Raw genomic sequence first — 16368 nt, 5'->3', positions numbered from 1 at the left:
TATTACCCGATTGCTATGAAATTTAAATTGACTTTTATGCTGTTGCTGTGCAGCATATTGTCGGTATTTGCACAAAGCGACTGTACCGACGCCATTACCGTATGCGGAAATACGGGCTATGCAGGGCTTACTGCTGCGGGAACCGGAAATAGTGAGGAACTTACATTTGGAAATAACGACTGCGAAGGTGTTGAGACAAATAGTTTATGGCTTCGCCTGCCTATACATACCGGCGGAACATTGGGTTTTATCCTTACCCCAAGCGATCCCGATATCATTATTGATTTTGACTTTTACATCTTTGGCCCTAATGCAAGCTGCAATAATTTAGGCCACGCCATACGCTGTTCTACTACCAACCCTGATGCAGCAAATTCTGCAAGCAACATAACAGGTCTTAACGAAACCGAAACTGACTTTTCTGAAGGGCCGGGATTTTTCGGTAATAATTTTGTGCAATGGCTTACCGTAAATGATGGTGATGTATATTTTTTAGTGATAGACAGGCCTATAGGCGCCAGCGATTTCTCTATAGAATGGACAGGAACAGCAACGTTTAACGAAGCACCGGTATTTAATAATCCGCAGGCTGCAACAACAGATATTGTAAAGTGTGATGATGATGCCGTAGATGACCAGATAACGGCGTTTGACCTTACCATAAACCAGGCAATGCTGTTAAACAACCAGTTTGACGCTGTACTTACCTACCATGAAAACATAAATGATGCAACATTGGGCATCAACGCTATTGAGGATCCAACTGCTTACACAAATACAAGCAACCCGCAAACACTGTACATGCGACTTCACAGGGAATCTACCGAGTGTTTTGAAGTACAGGACTTCACTATTGAAGTAACTAATCCTATCGTTGCCGGAGATCCTGATGATCTGGAACAATGCGACCTTAAGGAAACAGGCAGGCAGGTCTTTGACCTTTCTGTAAACAACAGCCTCCTGCAAAACGGCAATACCGAAACTGCAGTAACCTATTATACCTCTCAGGCCAATGCACAGCTTAAATTTAGTGCGCTACCTGAACAGTACGAAACGGCAACGGCTACGATATGGGCACGTGTAGAAAGCACAGGGCAGTGCCAGGGCAGCGACATAACCTCTTTTCAGGTAAGTGTAACACCGCTTCCTGTTATAGGGTACACATTAGACGTTGACGATTTTACTGCAAACGATAACTCTATTACTGTTGTAATGCCCGATGCAGAGGAATATGAATTTTCTATTAATGGCGGTTCATATTCTGACAATAACTCATTCAGGGGGCTGGAAGCGGGGCCTTATACGATTAGTATACGAGCAAAAAGCGGCTGTAAGACTGTTAGCGAAGACGTTGTTATACTAAATTACCCAAGATTCTTTTCGCCTAACAATGACGGAAAGAATGATGTGTGGAGAATACCTTACCTGAGCCTTCAGCCCCAGGCAGAAGTTACCATATATGACCGCTACGGAAAAGTACTTGGCGGTTTTAAAGGCAGCAACGGATGGGACGGATTGCTTAACGACCGTAAGTTGCCCGCTACCGACTACTGGTTTGTGCTACAGTTAGATAGTGGCCGAATTATTAAGGGGCACTTTGCAATGATTAGATAATTTTTTTTTTAATTTAGTGAAAAATTAACATTGCTATGCTGTGAGGGTTACCTATGCATTATTATTGCTGCTGTTTTTTGGCTTTGCTGCGCATGCTCAGAACGACTGTCCTGATGCAATAATTGTGTGCGGTGATGCAAATTACTATGACCTCGAAGCAGAAGGGCCCGGACAGGACGGGTTGGAGATTAATTCTGACAATGCATGTGCCAGCGGAGAAAACAATACCATTTGGCTTAAGATACAAATCAATCAGGGCGGCACACTGGGCTTTATACTTACACCGGAAGAAGATGATATGCAAATTGACTTTGACTTCTGGCTTTTTGGCCCCATAGAGAACTGTAATAATATTGGCACAGCCATACGCTGCTCAACTACAAACCCGCTCCAGGCACAGCTTGACTATATTACTACCGGTATGAACGAAGAGTCTACCGATACATCTGAAGGGCCCGGACCCGATGGCGATGCTTTTGTACACTGGATAACCGTTCAGGATAATGAATTTTATTACCTCGCAGTAGACCGCCCGCACGGCTTTGGTAATTTTTCCATGGAATGGACAGGCACAGCTACTTTTCATGCCGTACCCGTTTTCTTAAATCCCAATAATATTCCGCTGGACATGGAGCAGTGTGACAAAGATGGTGTAAACGACCAGTCCACTCCTTTTGACCTTACGGTGTATAACGATATGTTCATTGGCACACAAAGCCCAATGGCCATTACCTACCACGACGACCTTAACGGTGCTATTACAGGGCAGGATCCTATACTGACTCCCGAAGCCTATTCAAACATAAGCAATCCGCAGACAATTTACCTGAGGATGGTAAACACGGTAACAAATTGTTATTCTACACACAGTTTCAACATTTACATTACACCCTCTATGGTTACAGGCATACCGGAAGACTTGTACCTATGCGATATTGATAAGAACGGCATCCGTGAATTTGACCTTAGCCAGAATGACGATAACGTTAGGGGTACAAACCCACCGTCTACGGCAGTGACTTATCATACATCTTTGCAGGACGCCAGAAATGGCACAAATCCTGTTGGCCCGCTATTCACTAACACCACGCCATATCTACAAAACATCTGGACACGCCTTGAAGATACTGATGGTTGCTTTAGCTACAACTTCAGGAGGTTCAGGCTTCATGTAACACCGCTCCCCGCCTTTACAAATCCCGGTACTATTTCGCTGGATATATTTCAGTGCGACAGCGATGGGGTAAATGATAATACTTCGGTTTTTGACCTGACTACACATGCAGCGATGCTTACTAACGGGCAGGCTAACCTGAGCATCACCTATCATCTTACGCAGGATGATGCGGATAGCGGCAATAATGCAATTACCACTCCAGAAGCCTACGGTAATATCTCTGACCCGCAGACTATTTATATGCGGATGTATAATAGCGATACAACTTGTTACGATACGCTTCCGTTTACTATTGGGCTTTTACGCATACCTGTAGGCGTGCCTGATAATTATCTGCTATGCGATACAAATGAGAATGGTTTCAGGGAATTTGAACTGAACCAGAATGATGATCCTATAAAAAATGGAAATACAGGAGACGTAACCTATTACCTTACCGAAGCCGATGCTATTGCTGCTAATAACCCTATAGGACCGTTATACCAAAATGCTGCTGCTTATACAACCCAGACCATTTGGGCAAGGTTTCAGAAAGATACGGGCGATTGTGTAGGTTATGGCATAACTTCATTTACTATTGGCATCATTCCATTGCCGGAAATAAGAAATCCCGAGAATATATCCTTCGACCAGACCAAATGCGACCTGGACGAGGTTTACGACCTCTCTACTCCTTTTGACCTTACGTATTATGGCGTGATTATGAAAGGTAACCAAAGCGCTGTCTCCATAACATATCATACTTCGCAGCAGGATGCCGATGACGGGAATGCCATCCTGCAGTCACAGGCTTATGCTAATGTTACTAATCCGCAGACTATTTATTACCGGCTTACCGATGGCTTTACAGGCTGTTATAAAACAGGCACGTTTATGATTACTATACTCCCGATGCCTGTAATACCCGAGCTTCAGCCTGTTTACGTATGCGATTTTAATAACGACGGCTTTGCACAGTTTAACCTCGATGCCGTTTTACAGCAGGTGGGCGATGCCCTTGAGTATGAAACGGTACACATTTATGAAACTATTGAAGATGCCGGGAATGATGTAAATGCCATTATAGGTACCTCAAGCTACACCAATATTGGGCAGCATAATCAAACGCTGTATATCCGTGCAGAATCGGCGCTGGGATGTTTTGATGTTGCCGAGCTGCTGCTTATAGTAAATCCGGTTCCTGAAGCGGTTACCCCTGCCCCCTACCCACTGTGTGATAATGGCGATAACGATGCCGATGGTACAGCCCTATTTGACTTAACCACAAGGATTGAAGAAATACTGGGAGGACTAGACCCTGCACAGTATTCCGTTACCTTTCATACAACCCAAGAGGCGGCAGTTGCGGGAACGCCAATTATTATTAATGTAACAAGCTACAATTCTCAAAATGCCGTTGTATTTGGGAGAGTTACTAATACTACAACCGGCTGTTATGATGTCGTGCCGCTTGAGCTGATTGTTAACGGCCTGCCTGACCTTATAACCAACCAGTCGGTGTATTCACTGTGCGATATCACAGCACCCGCCGGAGATGAAAAAGAGGTCTTTGACCTTACCTCAAAAATACCCGATTTCATTGCAAACCAGGAAAACGTAGCCGTTAGCTTTCACCATACTTTTGCCGATGCACAAAACAATACCGCTGCTATTGAGGATCCCGCAAATTATACCAATGAACTCACGCCGGTAGAAACCCTTTTTGTACGCTTTACATTCGACGAAACAGGCTGCTACAGGATAGGATTTCTTGACGTAAGGGTAGTTCCGCAGCCAATTATACTTCCGCCCACACAGGACGAACTGACTGTTTGCGATACTAACGGACAGGGTTTTGGCAGGTTTAATCTGCTGGATCTGGTGGAAGGTATGAAAAACAATGAGCCAAATCTGGTTATTACTTTTCACGAAACGCCGGAGAATGCTCAAAATGGTGTGCTTCCTATCCCTAACCCTGAAAGCTACATGAATTCTGATGCTTATTTTCAGTTCATTTATGTTCGTGTTACAGAGCCCGAATATGGCTGTTACAATACCTACGCTTTACAGCTCATGGTTGAGCCTGCACCGCAGGCACCTAACCTTGAAGACCTTACATTTTGTGACGATAGTGACAACAACGGTCAGGACGGTAAGCGGAGGATAGACCTGACGGTACAAAACCAGGTCATTGCAGATGCTTTGGGCATTCCGCTAACCGATATTCCCACTGTTATAAACGTGGAATACTACACTACCGAAACAGGTGCAGACAGTGGCCTTACAAACAGGATCACCAATCCGCAGAGCTATATTGGCACCCACGAACAGGTTATATGGGTAAGGGTTGAAAATCCGGAAACGGAATGCTACAGCATCACGAGTTTCCAATTGATTTTCAATGCACCGTTTAAATTGAATATTCCTGCTATACTGGCACTGTGCAACGAAGCTTTGCCTAATGACAGCCAGACGGTTTTTGACCTTACTGTAAAAGAAGATGAAATACTTGGCCCTGATGGCGTAGGACAGGGAGCTGTATTTACCTATTATCCAAGCCCCGCCGAAGCACAGGCAGATATTAACGTCATTACTAACCCGACAGCGTATACAAACACCCCCGCACCGCCAAGTGTGAAGACTCTTGGCGTAAAAGTAACTACCCAAGACGGCTGCGTTAGCTTCACAACGCTTACCATAAAAGTATTGCCATTACCAACGCCAGATACAACACCGGATCCGTTAGTAGTATGCGATGATAACGGTAATGGCAATGGTAGCGAAACCTTTGACCTTACCCTCGCGGAAAATGATATAAAAGATAATGGAAGTAACTACGAACTAACATATCATGAGTCTGAAGCTGATGCTTTGGAAGGTATTAATCCAATACCTGACCCTAAGTCCTATGAAAGCACATCGGGCTTTGTTTGGGTAAGGGTTGCCCTTAATTCAGGTAATGCATTAGAGCCTAAATGTGCACAAATTGTAAAATTGGAACTTATAGTAAACCCGCTGCCTCCTGTGGGTGCCTCTGTAGATTACGCAATATGCGAACAAGATACCGACGGCTTTGCTACTTTTAACCTGAATACAAAAATTGAAGAGATACTTGGTGGCAACAATGAGGATTTATACGATATAAACTTCTATTTTGATCAGGCAGCGCTGGATGCAGATCAGGCACTGTCAAGGGTATATACTAATGTTGTTGCTAATGAGCAAACCATATTGGTACAGGTCACCAATAACGAGACAGGCTGCAGCGTCACCATCCCGATGATGCTATTGGTTGAAGAATATGCAACCGCCACTCAACCTGCTGACAGCAGCCTCGAAACCTGTGACGATGATGGCGTAAACGACGGTTTCCATAGTTTTGACCTTACAACGCTTGAGGATGAAGTATTGGGTATACAAGATCCGGCAATGTATGATGTTACTTATCACCTGAGCCTTGAAGATGCCGAAGAAGGCAATAACCCCATACCTGATCCGGCTGACTTTACTAACACCATAGCAGATACCCAGGATATATGGATACGTGTGGTCAACAACCAGTCTGTTGGCGAATGTGATGCAGTAGTACAAATTACCCTTATTGTACACAGGCTGCCCGAGCCTGAACTTAGCGGCGGAACAATTTGCGTTGATTTTATAACCAAAGATGTGATAAGACCGTACACGATAGATTCGGGGCTGGATAACACGCACCAGTTCCAATGGATACATAACGGAACGATAGTACCTAACGAAACAGGACCAACCATCATTATTGATGAAGAAGGTGAAGAGGGAGCTTATACAGTAATCGCGATTAGCAGTGACGGATGCCAGTCTGCGCCGATAGACCCCGTAACCATTATTAAAAGCGGTCCTGCAAGCCCTGTTGGGAACGGTTATTTTGTAACCAATGCTTTTAGCGATAATCAAACCATTACTGTACGCGTTGAGGGCTATGGCCAGTATGAATACAGGCTTGACGAAGGCGGGCAATGGCAAGGTACTAACGTGTTTATCAATGTGAGTCCGGGTACGCATAAAGTGTATGTCAGGGACATTACAGAAAATGGATGTGACGAGATAATCATTGACGGCGTAAACATTATTGACTACCCTAACTTCTTTACGCCGAATGGCGATAAATTCCGTGATACGTGGAATATAATAGGGCTGGATCAGCCCGATGCCAAGATCTATATCTTTGACCGTTATGGCAAGCTTCTTAAGCAGATAAGTGCCGTGGGCGAAGGATGGGACGGCACCTTTAACGGGCATGCCATGCCTGCATCTGATTACTGGTTTACTGTTACTTATAAAGAATTTGATGGTGCTGCCGAAACAACAAAGGAATTTAGAGCCCATTTTTCACTTTTAAGATAAAAGCAGTAACTTTAGGATTTTACTGTTTACCCGCTGTTATGAAGAAAATTACGTGCCTGTTTTTATTTTTTATCTCAATAAACCTGTTCGCCCAAAAGGAGGCCAGCAACTGGTTTTTTGGCATAAACGCAGGTATACATTTTCAGGATGATGGTTCAGTAAACGTACTTACAAACAGCGCCATCCAGACTAACGAAGGATGCAGTTCCATATCAGATTCCAGTGGCAACCTACTGTTTTATACCGATGGCAGGAACGTTTGGGACAGGAACAGCATACTTATGCCAAACGGGAATTATGCCGAAGGAACGGGACTAATGGGCGATCCGTCAAGTTCTCAATCGGCTATAATAATCCCTAAAATGGGAGACGCAAACATATACTACATCTTTACCGTAGATGAACCCCATCATGACAATGCTGCAGCATACCCTGAACAATTTGCAGGAACATATACCGACGGAGGAACAGTTCCGGCCGATGACGATGGTTTTAACAACGGATTCAACTATTCGGTAGTAGACCTGAGCATTACCGGCGAAAATGGCAGCATAGGCGATATAAGTTCGCGCAACAACCATTTGGTTACGTATGATCCTGCAAACCTAGAAGAACTCAGGTATAAATGTTCCGAAAAAGTTACTGCATTAAAGAACAATACAGGTACGGGCTATTGGGTAATTACCCATTTTATTGATAAGTTCTATGCTTTTTCTGTTACCGAAGCCGGTGTTAACGCCACTCCTGTAGTAACCCAGATAAGCCCTGTGGTATCGCTTAGCGGCTACAGGAGAAATTCCATAGGCTGCCTAAAAGCATCGCCAAACGGCAAAAAAATTGCCGTTGCGCACAATCAGCTGGGAACGCAGACAGGTATTATAGAAGAAAACGGCACAGCAGTATTGTATGACCTTGACAACGCAACGGGAATTATATCTAATCCTTTGGTAATTAGCCAGAACACCGTACCGTATGGCGTAGAATTTTCGCAGAAATCAAGGAAGCTGTATATATCTTATGATCCGGCTAACGGCATTAACGGAGTGCATCAGTACAATCTTTTAAGCGCAGACATTCCGGCTTCGGATGTGTTGGTAGCCAATACCAGCCAGTCAGGCACACTCCAGCTTGGCCCTAACGGAAAGATATATAAGGCAGTGGTTTCTTCTTCTAATCTGGATGTTATAAACAATCCCGAAGAAGACGGGGCACTGTGCAGCTACGGGGTAAACCAGCTGTCTTTAAATCCCGGAAAATCTTACTTTGGCCTGCCGCCTTTTATCACTTCTTATTTTTCAGTAAGCATAGTAGCGAAAAAATTATGTCTTAACGATGTTACAGAATTTACACTAAATATTGACGAGGAATTTAACAGCGTTGCATGGGATTTTGGGGATGGCACACCAATGACAGCCCCCTTTACCGGAACCACTGCTACGCATCAGTATGCTTCGGCAGGCACTTATACCGTTGTCGCAAAAATTACCCATCAGGGCGAAACTTCTTATGTAAATAGTACGGTAACCATTGCACTTGTGCCTGTTGCAAATGCAGCAACAGCAATAACAACGTGCGACCCTGACAATGATGGCATAACCGTATTTGACCTTACGCAAAATACACCTATGATTCTCGGCGCCCAAAGCAGCACGCTAAACAGCGTAAAATATTTTGGTTCCCAACTTGATGCAGAAACAAATGCAGGCGCTCTTAACGCCCAGGCCTATACAAACCATACCACTCCCGAAACTATATATGTAAGGATACAAAACAACGCCAGCCCTGAATGCTACCAGACAACAAGCTTTACTATACAGGCGCTTAGAAGCCCTGTAGTGAAAGGCATACAGGAGGTAATAATTTGCCGTAATGATCCTACCGGTACAACGCTAACAGCGGTATCTGGCCTAAGTTCTGCACAGCATACTTATCTATGGAATACAGGAGAGACAACAAACACCATAAGGATACATAGCCCGGGTACTTACAAGGTTACAATTACCAATGAGGCAGGCTGCAGTAATGACCAGACCTATCTTGCAAAACCGTCTGACCTTGCCGTGATTGAAGATATAATTGTAAGCGACTTCAGGGATAATAATACAGTAACAGTGATTGCTGGTCCGCCTGCCGGTGTTTCAACAAGTTATGTGTACGGCCTTGATAACCCCAATGGGCCGTATGGTGAATCTAATTTCTTTGAAAATGTATCGCCGGGCATACATACTATATACATTAGCGATGTATCAGGATGCGGAATTGTTTCTAAAGAAATTACCGTACTAACCGTACCTAAGTTCTTTACCCCGAACCAGGATGGTGTAAACGATACGTGGAATATTATAGGCGTAAACACCTTCTTTTACCCTAACAGCAAGATCTATGTTTTTGACCGCTACGGACAACTGCTCGCCGACATAGACCCCAAAGGCATAGGCTGGGACGGCAATTATCACGGACGCAGGCTGCCTGCGGATGATTACTGGTATGTAGTCGCGTTAGATGACGGCCGAACTATAAAAGGGCATTTTAGCCTTTTGAGATAAGAATATTTTAGCATCCTAACACCTCATAAATGAAGAAATCTTTACTTACAGCCCTCATTCTTGTACCGGTGATAGCACTTTGCAGCTGTACCGGTAAAATGAAAGAAATGCAGGAACAGGCAAACCAGCAATTTGGCGACCAGCATTTTAAGACCACCATATCACTTATTGAATTGTATAAGGTAAGGCATGGTGACTATCCATCCTCGTTAGACAGCCTTGATTTTATTGGAGACTGGGATAAAATTGCCATAAGTTCTACAGCTTATAAAAAACTGGATAACGGCTATGAGCTAAACCTCACCAATGGCTGGATAGGCAAACCGGACAGCATGAAATTCCCACCGGACTTTTGGAAAGGATTAGGACTTAAAAAATCAAATCTGAAAGCGTTTAAAGAAGACGCTAAAACAGATAGGTCTGTTAGAACGGCAAAGTAAACTTTCATTTATCTGTTAAATTTATTTAGCAGGGAGATTTTCCATTTCGCTATCGCTTTGGTCAAAATAACAGAACCGTATAAACTAAAAAAGCTCCCTGCAATTTGCGGGGAGCTTTTTGTATATAAATCTGACAACTGTCAACCGACAACTATCAACTATTTACGATATTTTAAAACGTTTCCTGTCAGTTTCAGTCAGGTAGATTTTACGTACACGTAAGCTTTTTGGCGTTACTTCTACGTACTCATCTTTCTGGATGTACTCTAACGCTTCCTCTAGAGAGAAGATGATCGGAGGGATGATCCTTGCCTTTTCATCATTTCCTGAAGAACGTACGTTAGATTGTTTTTTCATCTTGGTAACGTTAACAACCATATCATCACTACGGCTGTTTTCTCCGATAACCTGGCCTTCGTAGATCTCGTCGTTAGCGCTAACGAAGAATTTACCACGATCCTGTAGTTTATCGATAGAGTAAGGGATAGCCTTACCGTTTTCCATAGATATTAATGAACCATTGTTACGGCCAGGGATCTCACCTTTGAAAGGTTCGTACCCAATGTAACGGTGAGACATGATAGCTTCACCTGCAGTAGCTGTAAGCAATAGGTTTCTTAAACCGATGATACCACGTGATGGGATGTTGAATTTAACTATCATACGCTCTCCTTTAGCTTCCATTGAAAGTAATTCACCTTTACGGATCGTTACGAATTCAACAGCACGGCCAGAAAGGTTTTCCGGTAAGTCGATAGTTAATTCTTCAATCGGCTCACATTTTTTACCGTCAATTTCTTTGATGATAACCTGTGGCTGACCAATTTGTAGTTCGTAACCTTCTCTTCTCATTGTTTCGATAAGAACAGATAAGTGAAGTACACCACGGCCGAAAACCATGAATTTATCAGCAGAATCAGTTTCACCAAGCTTCATAGCTAAGTTTTTCTCTAATTCTTTGGTCAGACGGTCCCTGATGTGGCGTGACGTTACAAATTTACCTTCTTTACCAAAGAAAGGTGAATCGTTGATCGTGAACAACATACTCATTGTAGGTTCGTCAATAGCAATTGTCTGTAATGCTTCAGGATTTTCAAAGTCTGCGATAGTATCACCAATTTCAAAACCTTCAATACCGATAATTGCACAGATATCTCCTGCAACAACTTCAAGTACTTTTTTACGGCCAAGGCCTTCAAAAGTGTGTAGTTCCTTAATCCTTGATTTTATAACTGTACCATCTCTTTTTACAAGAGAGATAGGCATGTTTTCTTTTAAAACACCTCTTTCTAAACGACCGATAGCGATACGTCCTGTAAACGCTGAGAAGTCAAGAGAAGTGATAAGCATTTGAGGCGTACCTTCAGATACCTTAGGAGCAGGAATGTGCTCAAGTACCATATCAAGAAGCGGCTCAATGTTTTCAGTCTGGTTCCTGAAGTCTGTAGACATCCAGTTGTTTTTTGCAGAACCGTATACTGTAGGGAAGTCAAGTTGCCACTCTTCAGCACCAAGTTCAAACATAAGGTCGAATACTTTTTCGTGTACTTCTTCCGGAGTACAGTTTTCTTTATCTACCTTGTTTACAACAACACATGGCTTAAGACCTAGGTCGATAGCTTTTTGAAGCACAAAACGTGTCTGCGGCATTGGCCCTTCAAAGGCATCAACTAACAGTAGTACACCGTCGGCCATGTTAAGTACACGCTCAACCTCACCACCAAAATCGGCGTGACCAGGGGTATCTATAATGTTGATTTTAGTTCCTTTATACTGAACCGAAACGTTTTTAGAAGTAATTGTAATACCTCTTTCACGCTCAAGGTCGTTGTTGTCCAGGATAAGGTCTCCCGTGTTCTCGTTGTCACGGAACAGCTGGCAGTGGTACATGATTTTGTCAACCAGTGTAGTCTTACCGTGGTCAACGTGGGCAATGATTGCAATGTTTCTAATGGACTCCATTAATATATTGTTTTTAAGGGTGCAAAGGTACACATTATTTTGATAAAAAAAACATTAGCTATGAGCAAGTTAGCTTTTATTCCTATAAGTTTTTACACTTGCGGTTGAAAGTTATGCGCCAATTGCCGTATTAATTGCGAATAAAGCAGTTAAAAGCCTTTAAAATGAAGAGAATACAGTTTCTTTAGGAAAAGATTTCTTAAAGTTGTTGATGAAAATTTAATTTTATTTTTCGCAGGGAATGGCAACGTTTGGAAGTTGCAGCATTACAAAGTTTATAAGCAACACCAAAAAAAGAAAAAATCCCGCTTAATCTAAATCTTCAGTTGTACCTCTGAAATTCTAAAAACTCATAAAAAACCAAAAGCGCAACATTAACCGCAAAGCGCTAATTATCAAACACCTGCAAAAAGCCAATTTTAAGCCAAAATGTGCATTTGCGATACACGAAACGTAACATTAACCATAACTTTTACTTATATTTGTTTAACCTTTTTAAATCAAATGTCAAACAAAATAAAGAACGTATTTACTATTAAAGACCTTGAAAACCTCTCAGGGATCAAGGCACATACTATACGTATATGGGAGAAAAGGTATGCCATACTGGAACCCATGCGTACCGACAGCAATATACGTTACTATGACGCCCACAACCTTCAAAAACTGCTTAATGTAAGCACCCTGAATTCCTTTGGCTACAAAATCTCAGCCATTGCAAAAATGCCCGAAGAAAGCATTCCTGCACTGGTTAAGGAGGTGCTTTCAAACAAAAGCATGAACAACTATGTGCTGAATAATTTTAAGCTGGCCATGATGAATTTTGACCTGCCTTTGTTTGCTGCAACTTACAATACGCTTCAGGCAGAAAACACCTTTAGGGCTATATTTTACGAGTACTTTTTACCCTTGCTGGAAGAGATCGGGATGTTATGGCAAACAGGAACAATATCTCCTGCACATGAGCACTTTATAAGTTCGCTCATTAAACAAAAGGTAGCTGCTAATTCTGAAAAACTGCAGCTGCTTCCGCCCACAAAGACTGATAGGGTTTTTGCCCTTTACCTGCCCGAAAATGAGATCCACGAAATAGGCCTTATGTTCATCAACTACGAACTGCTTTTAAATGGATACAGAACCATATACATTGGCGAAAGCATGCCGCTGCATTTTGTAAAGGATGTGAAGAATTATTTTGACAACATAACCTTTGTTACTTACATAACTTCGCACCCGTATGCCGAAGAAATGAACCGCTATATAAAAAGCGCAAAAGAAGAAATACTGGATGACGGCGAATCTAAACTTTATATATTCGGGCGTAACATACAGTATATCCCTGCAGCGCTGCTGGACGACACAATAAAGGTGTTTGAATCTATTACAGGCTTTGCAGATCACCTACAGTTAACATAGATTTAGTACTTTTTGTTTAACAAATTGCTATATTTGTTAAACATGAAACAGAGAATCATTATATTAGGCAGCGGAATTTCCTCACTATCAGCAAGTTGCTACTTAGCGCAGCAAGGTTATGACGTTACAATTTACGAAAAAAATGCTACCGTCGGAGGACGTGCCCGACAGCTTAAAAAAGAAGGCTTCACTTTTGACATTGGCCCAACCTGGTATTGGATGCCTGATGTATTTGAACGCTTCTTTGCCGATTTTGGCAAGAAACCCTCTGATTACTACAATCTTAAGAAATTATCACCTGCCTACAGTGTCTATTTTGACACACTCGACTTTGTTACAATAGCTGATAATCTGGATGTTATAGCCCAAACCTTCGAATCTATCGAAAAAGGCAGTGGTGCACAGCTCAAAGAGTTTATAGACGAAGCAAAAAGCAACTACGATATAGCCATAAAAGAGTTGGTTTACAGACCTGGAGAGTCTGTTTTTGAACTGGTTACCACACAGACAATGACCAAAGTAGGTCAGTTCTTCGGTAACATCTCAAAGGATATCAGGAAACGTTTTAAAAACAAAAGACTGGTGTCTATTCTTGAATTTCCCGTGCTGTTTTTAGGCGCAAAACCCTCAGACACACCATCTTTCTATAGTTTCATGAACTTCGCCGACTTTGGCCTTGGCACATGGCACCCCGAAAATGGCATGTATAGTGTAGTTTTGGCTATGGAAACGCTGGCTAGAGAACTGGGCGTTAAAATAGTGACCGATGCAAACGTATCTAAAATTCTGGTAGACAATAGTATAGCTAAAGCTGTAATGATTAAAGGCCAATCTATTGAAGCTGAAATAATTGTAAGCGGCGCCGATTACCACCATACCGAAACACTACTTGATAATCAGTACCGTAAGTACTCTGAGAAATATTGGGATAAAAAGACCTTTGCCCCTTCTTCCCTGCTGTTTTACGTAGGTTTCGACAAGAAAATAGCTAACACAGAGCATCATACTCTTTTCTTTGATACCGATTTTGACCTGCATGCCAAAGAAATTTACGACAACCCAAAATGGCCCGAAAACCCTTTGTTTTATGCCAGTTTCCCGTCTAAGACAGATGCTTCGGCAGCTCCTGAAGGTAAAGAAGCAGGTATATTCCTGATACCGCTGGCACCTGGTATTGAAGACACTCCTGAACTTCGCGAAAAGTACTTTGAAAAAATAATTACGCGACTTGAAAAACTTACCGATCAGGATGTTAGAAAAAATATTATATTTAAGGAATCCTTCTGCCTGAATGATTTTGTAAATGACTATAACTCATACAAAGGCAATGCCTACGGACTGGCTAACACCCTGATGCAAACTGCCTTTTTGCGACCTAAGCTTAAAAGCCCCAAGGTAAAGAACCTTTACTTTACAGGCCAGCTTACAGTACCCGGACCCGGTGTTCCACCTGCCTTGATATCAGGGAAACTCGTTGCCGGACTGATAGAAAAACATACCCCTAAAAATGCTGAACCACCCCAAAAGCAACCTATATGAAAGCTATTTTTGATAAGATCTCGTTCGATTGCAGCAGGAATGTAACCCGTGCCTACAGCACGTCATTCTCCTCTGCTGTGCGTATGCTTGCCCCATCCATAAGGCAGGACATATACAACATTTATGGTTTTGTAAGGTTTGCCGATGAGATCGTGGATTCCTTTCATGACTACGATAAAGAGCAGCTTTTTACCCTGTTTGAAAACGACCTGGCAAAAGCGCTTAACGACAAAATAAGCCTTAACCCTGTATTGAACGCGTTTCAGCATACCGCTATTAAATACAATATAGACAGCAGTTTAACAGGTGCTTTCATGAAAAGCATGAAGCAGGACCTGGTAAAAAAAGATTATGCCTCGTTTGAGGAATATAACGAATACATTTACGGCAGCGCCGATGTAGTGGGTCTTATGTGCCTAAAGGTATTTACAGGAAGTGACACGGATAAATATGAAGAACTTAAGCCGTCTGCAATGCGGCTAGGCTCTGCATTCCAGAAGATTAACTTTTTACGTGACCTTAAAGCCGATACCGAAGACCTTGAGCGCAACTACTTCCCTACACTGAACCTTAAAGAAATGGATGATGCTACAAAAGCGCATATCATTGAAGAGATAGAAGCCGATCTTGCCGAGGGTTACAAGGGCATTGTCCGACTGCCTGCTGAGGCGAAGTTTGGCGTATATACTGCTTATGTGTACTATAAAAAACTGCTGAAGAAGCTGAAAAACACCCCTCCCCTGCAGATACGCGCAACCCGCATCCGCGTACCTGATTATGAGAAGTTTGGCCTTTTAGCCAAATGCTACCTCGATTACCGACTGAACATTATTTAAACGAAACATTATGTGGTTGTATATACTGGTTTTTGTACTCACTTTTTTCATCATGGAATTTATGGCGTGGTTTACGCATAAATATGTGATGCACGGCTTTTTATGGCACCTGCACGCCGATCATCACCGTAAGGACCATGACTCCTGGTTTGAGCGTAATGATACCTTTTTTATCTTTTATGCACTTATCAGCATTGGGTTTTTCCTGCTGTGGCGGTACGATATACTTGAAATTGGGCTTGCAATAGGGCTTGGTATTTTCGCGTATGGCCTTACCTACTTTTTAGTACACGATATCTTTATCCACCAGCGTTTTAAAATTTTTAGGAAAGCTGAAAGCCGCTATGGAAAAGCTGTACGACGTGCCCATAAGATGCACCATAAGCACATTAATAAAGAGCACGGCGAATGCTTCGGGATGCTCCTTTTTCCATATAAATATTGGAAAAATAGCTAAGCCAAAGTCGCATTTTTTG

Annotated in this window: 9 protein-coding genes; 8 read left to right on the top strand and 1 reads right to left on the bottom strand. The window is 42.5% G+C overall.

The annotated features are described in order from the left end of the window. Positions 1-15: 15 nt before the first annotated feature. From R1T16_RS06345 to R1T16_RS06330, 4 genes are read left to right on the top strand one after another with little or no spacing between them, the layout of a single operon-like run. Positions 16-1614, top strand: a complete 1599-nt coding sequence (locus tag R1T16_RS06345; protein WP_317500257.1) for a T9SS type B sorting domain-containing protein — start codon at positions 16-18, stop codon at positions 1612-1614. A 40-nt stretch (positions 1615-1654) separates the two neighbouring features. Then, positions 1655-7153: a T9SS type B sorting domain-containing protein gene (locus R1T16_RS06340; protein ID WP_317500256.1), complete on the top strand. Its 5499-nt coding sequence runs from the start codon at positions 1655-1657 to the stop codon at positions 7151-7153. 38 nt (positions 7154-7191) lie between these two features. Further along, positions 7192-9699 carry a T9SS type B sorting domain-containing protein gene (locus R1T16_RS06335; RefSeq protein WP_317500255.1) on the top strand — a complete coding sequence of 836 codons (2508 nt, stop codon included), beginning with the start codon at positions 7192-7194 and terminating at the stop codon, positions 9697-9699. A gap of 29 nt (positions 9700-9728) precedes the next feature. Then, complete coding sequence (locus R1T16_RS06330; RefSeq protein WP_317500254.1) at positions 9729-10139, top strand: hypothetical protein; 411 nt, start codon at positions 9729-9731, stop codon at positions 10137-10139. Positions 10140-10301: 162 nt separating this feature from the next. Here R1T16_RS06330 and typA read toward each other — a convergent pair whose 3' ends face one another. Further along, positions 10302-12101 carry a translational GTPase TypA gene (typA, locus tag R1T16_RS06325; RefSeq protein ID WP_317500253.1) on the bottom strand — a complete coding sequence of 600 codons (1800 nt, stop codon included), beginning with the start codon at positions 12099-12101 and terminating at the stop codon, positions 10302-10304. A 504-nt stretch (positions 12102-12605) separates the two neighbouring features. On the opposite strand from typA, the gene R1T16_RS06320 reads away from it, so the two are divergent. The 4 genes from R1T16_RS06320 to R1T16_RS06305 are packed head-to-tail and all read left to right on the top strand — an operon-like array spanning position 12606 to position 16349. Then, positions 12606-13517, top strand: a complete 912-nt coding sequence (locus tag R1T16_RS06320; protein WP_317500252.1) for a MerR family transcriptional regulator — start codon at positions 12606-12608, stop codon at positions 13515-13517. A 42-nt stretch (positions 13518-13559) separates the two neighbouring features. After that, entirely contained in the window at positions 13560-15056 is a 1497-nt protein-coding gene (locus R1T16_RS06315) for a phytoene desaturase family protein (RefSeq protein ID WP_317500251.1), read from the top strand. Beyond that, positions 15053-15892 carry a phytoene/squalene synthase family protein gene (locus R1T16_RS06310; RefSeq protein WP_317500250.1) on the top strand — a complete coding sequence of 280 codons (840 nt, stop codon included), beginning with the start codon at positions 15053-15055 and terminating at the stop codon, positions 15890-15892. The genes R1T16_RS06315 and R1T16_RS06310 overlap by 4 nt, the downstream gene beginning before the upstream one ends. A gap of 10 nt (positions 15893-15902) precedes the next feature. Further along, on the top strand, positions 15903-16349 hold the full coding sequence (locus R1T16_RS06305; protein WP_317500249.1) for a sterol desaturase family protein: 447 nt from the start codon (positions 15903-15905) through the stop codon (positions 16347-16349). Positions 16350-16368: the final 19 nt, after the last annotated feature.

This window comes from Flavobacterium sp. DG1-102-2 (assembly GCF_033042555.1).
Classification (GTDB): domain Bacteria; phylum Bacteroidota; class Bacteroidia; order Flavobacteriales; family Flavobacteriaceae; genus Flavobacterium.
This window is presented reverse-complemented; position numbering and strand designations above follow the sequence as displayed.

Bases quoted from the DNA above. Each gene is read 5' to 3' on its own strand.
- typA (WP_317500253.1), bottom strand. From the start codon at position 12,101: ATGGAGTCCATTAGAAACATTGCAATCATTGCCCACGTTGACCACGGT.
- R1T16_RS06315 (WP_317500251.1), top strand. From the start codon at position 13,560: ATGAAACAGAGAATCATTATATTAGGCAGCGGAATTTCCTCACTATCA.
- R1T16_RS06345 (WP_317500257.1), top strand. From the start codon at position 16: ATGAAATTTAAATTGACTTTTATGCTGTTGCTGTGCAGCATATTGTCG.
- R1T16_RS06335 (WP_317500255.1), top strand. From the start codon at position 7,192: ATGAAGAAAATTACGTGCCTGTTTTTATTTTTTATCTCAATAAACCTG.
- R1T16_RS06310 (WP_317500250.1), top strand. From the start codon at position 15,053: ATGAAAGCTATTTTTGATAAGATCTCGTTCGATTGCAGCAGGAATGTA.
- R1T16_RS06320 (WP_317500252.1), top strand. From the start codon at position 12,606: ATGTCAAACAAAATAAAGAACGTATTTACTATTAAAGACCTTGAAAAC.
- R1T16_RS06305 (WP_317500249.1), top strand. From the start codon at position 15,903: ATGTGGTTGTATATACTGGTTTTTGTACTCACTTTTTTCATCATGGAA.
- R1T16_RS06330 (WP_317500254.1), top strand. From the start codon at position 9,729: ATGAAGAAATCTTTACTTACAGCCCTCATTCTTGTACCGGTGATAGCA.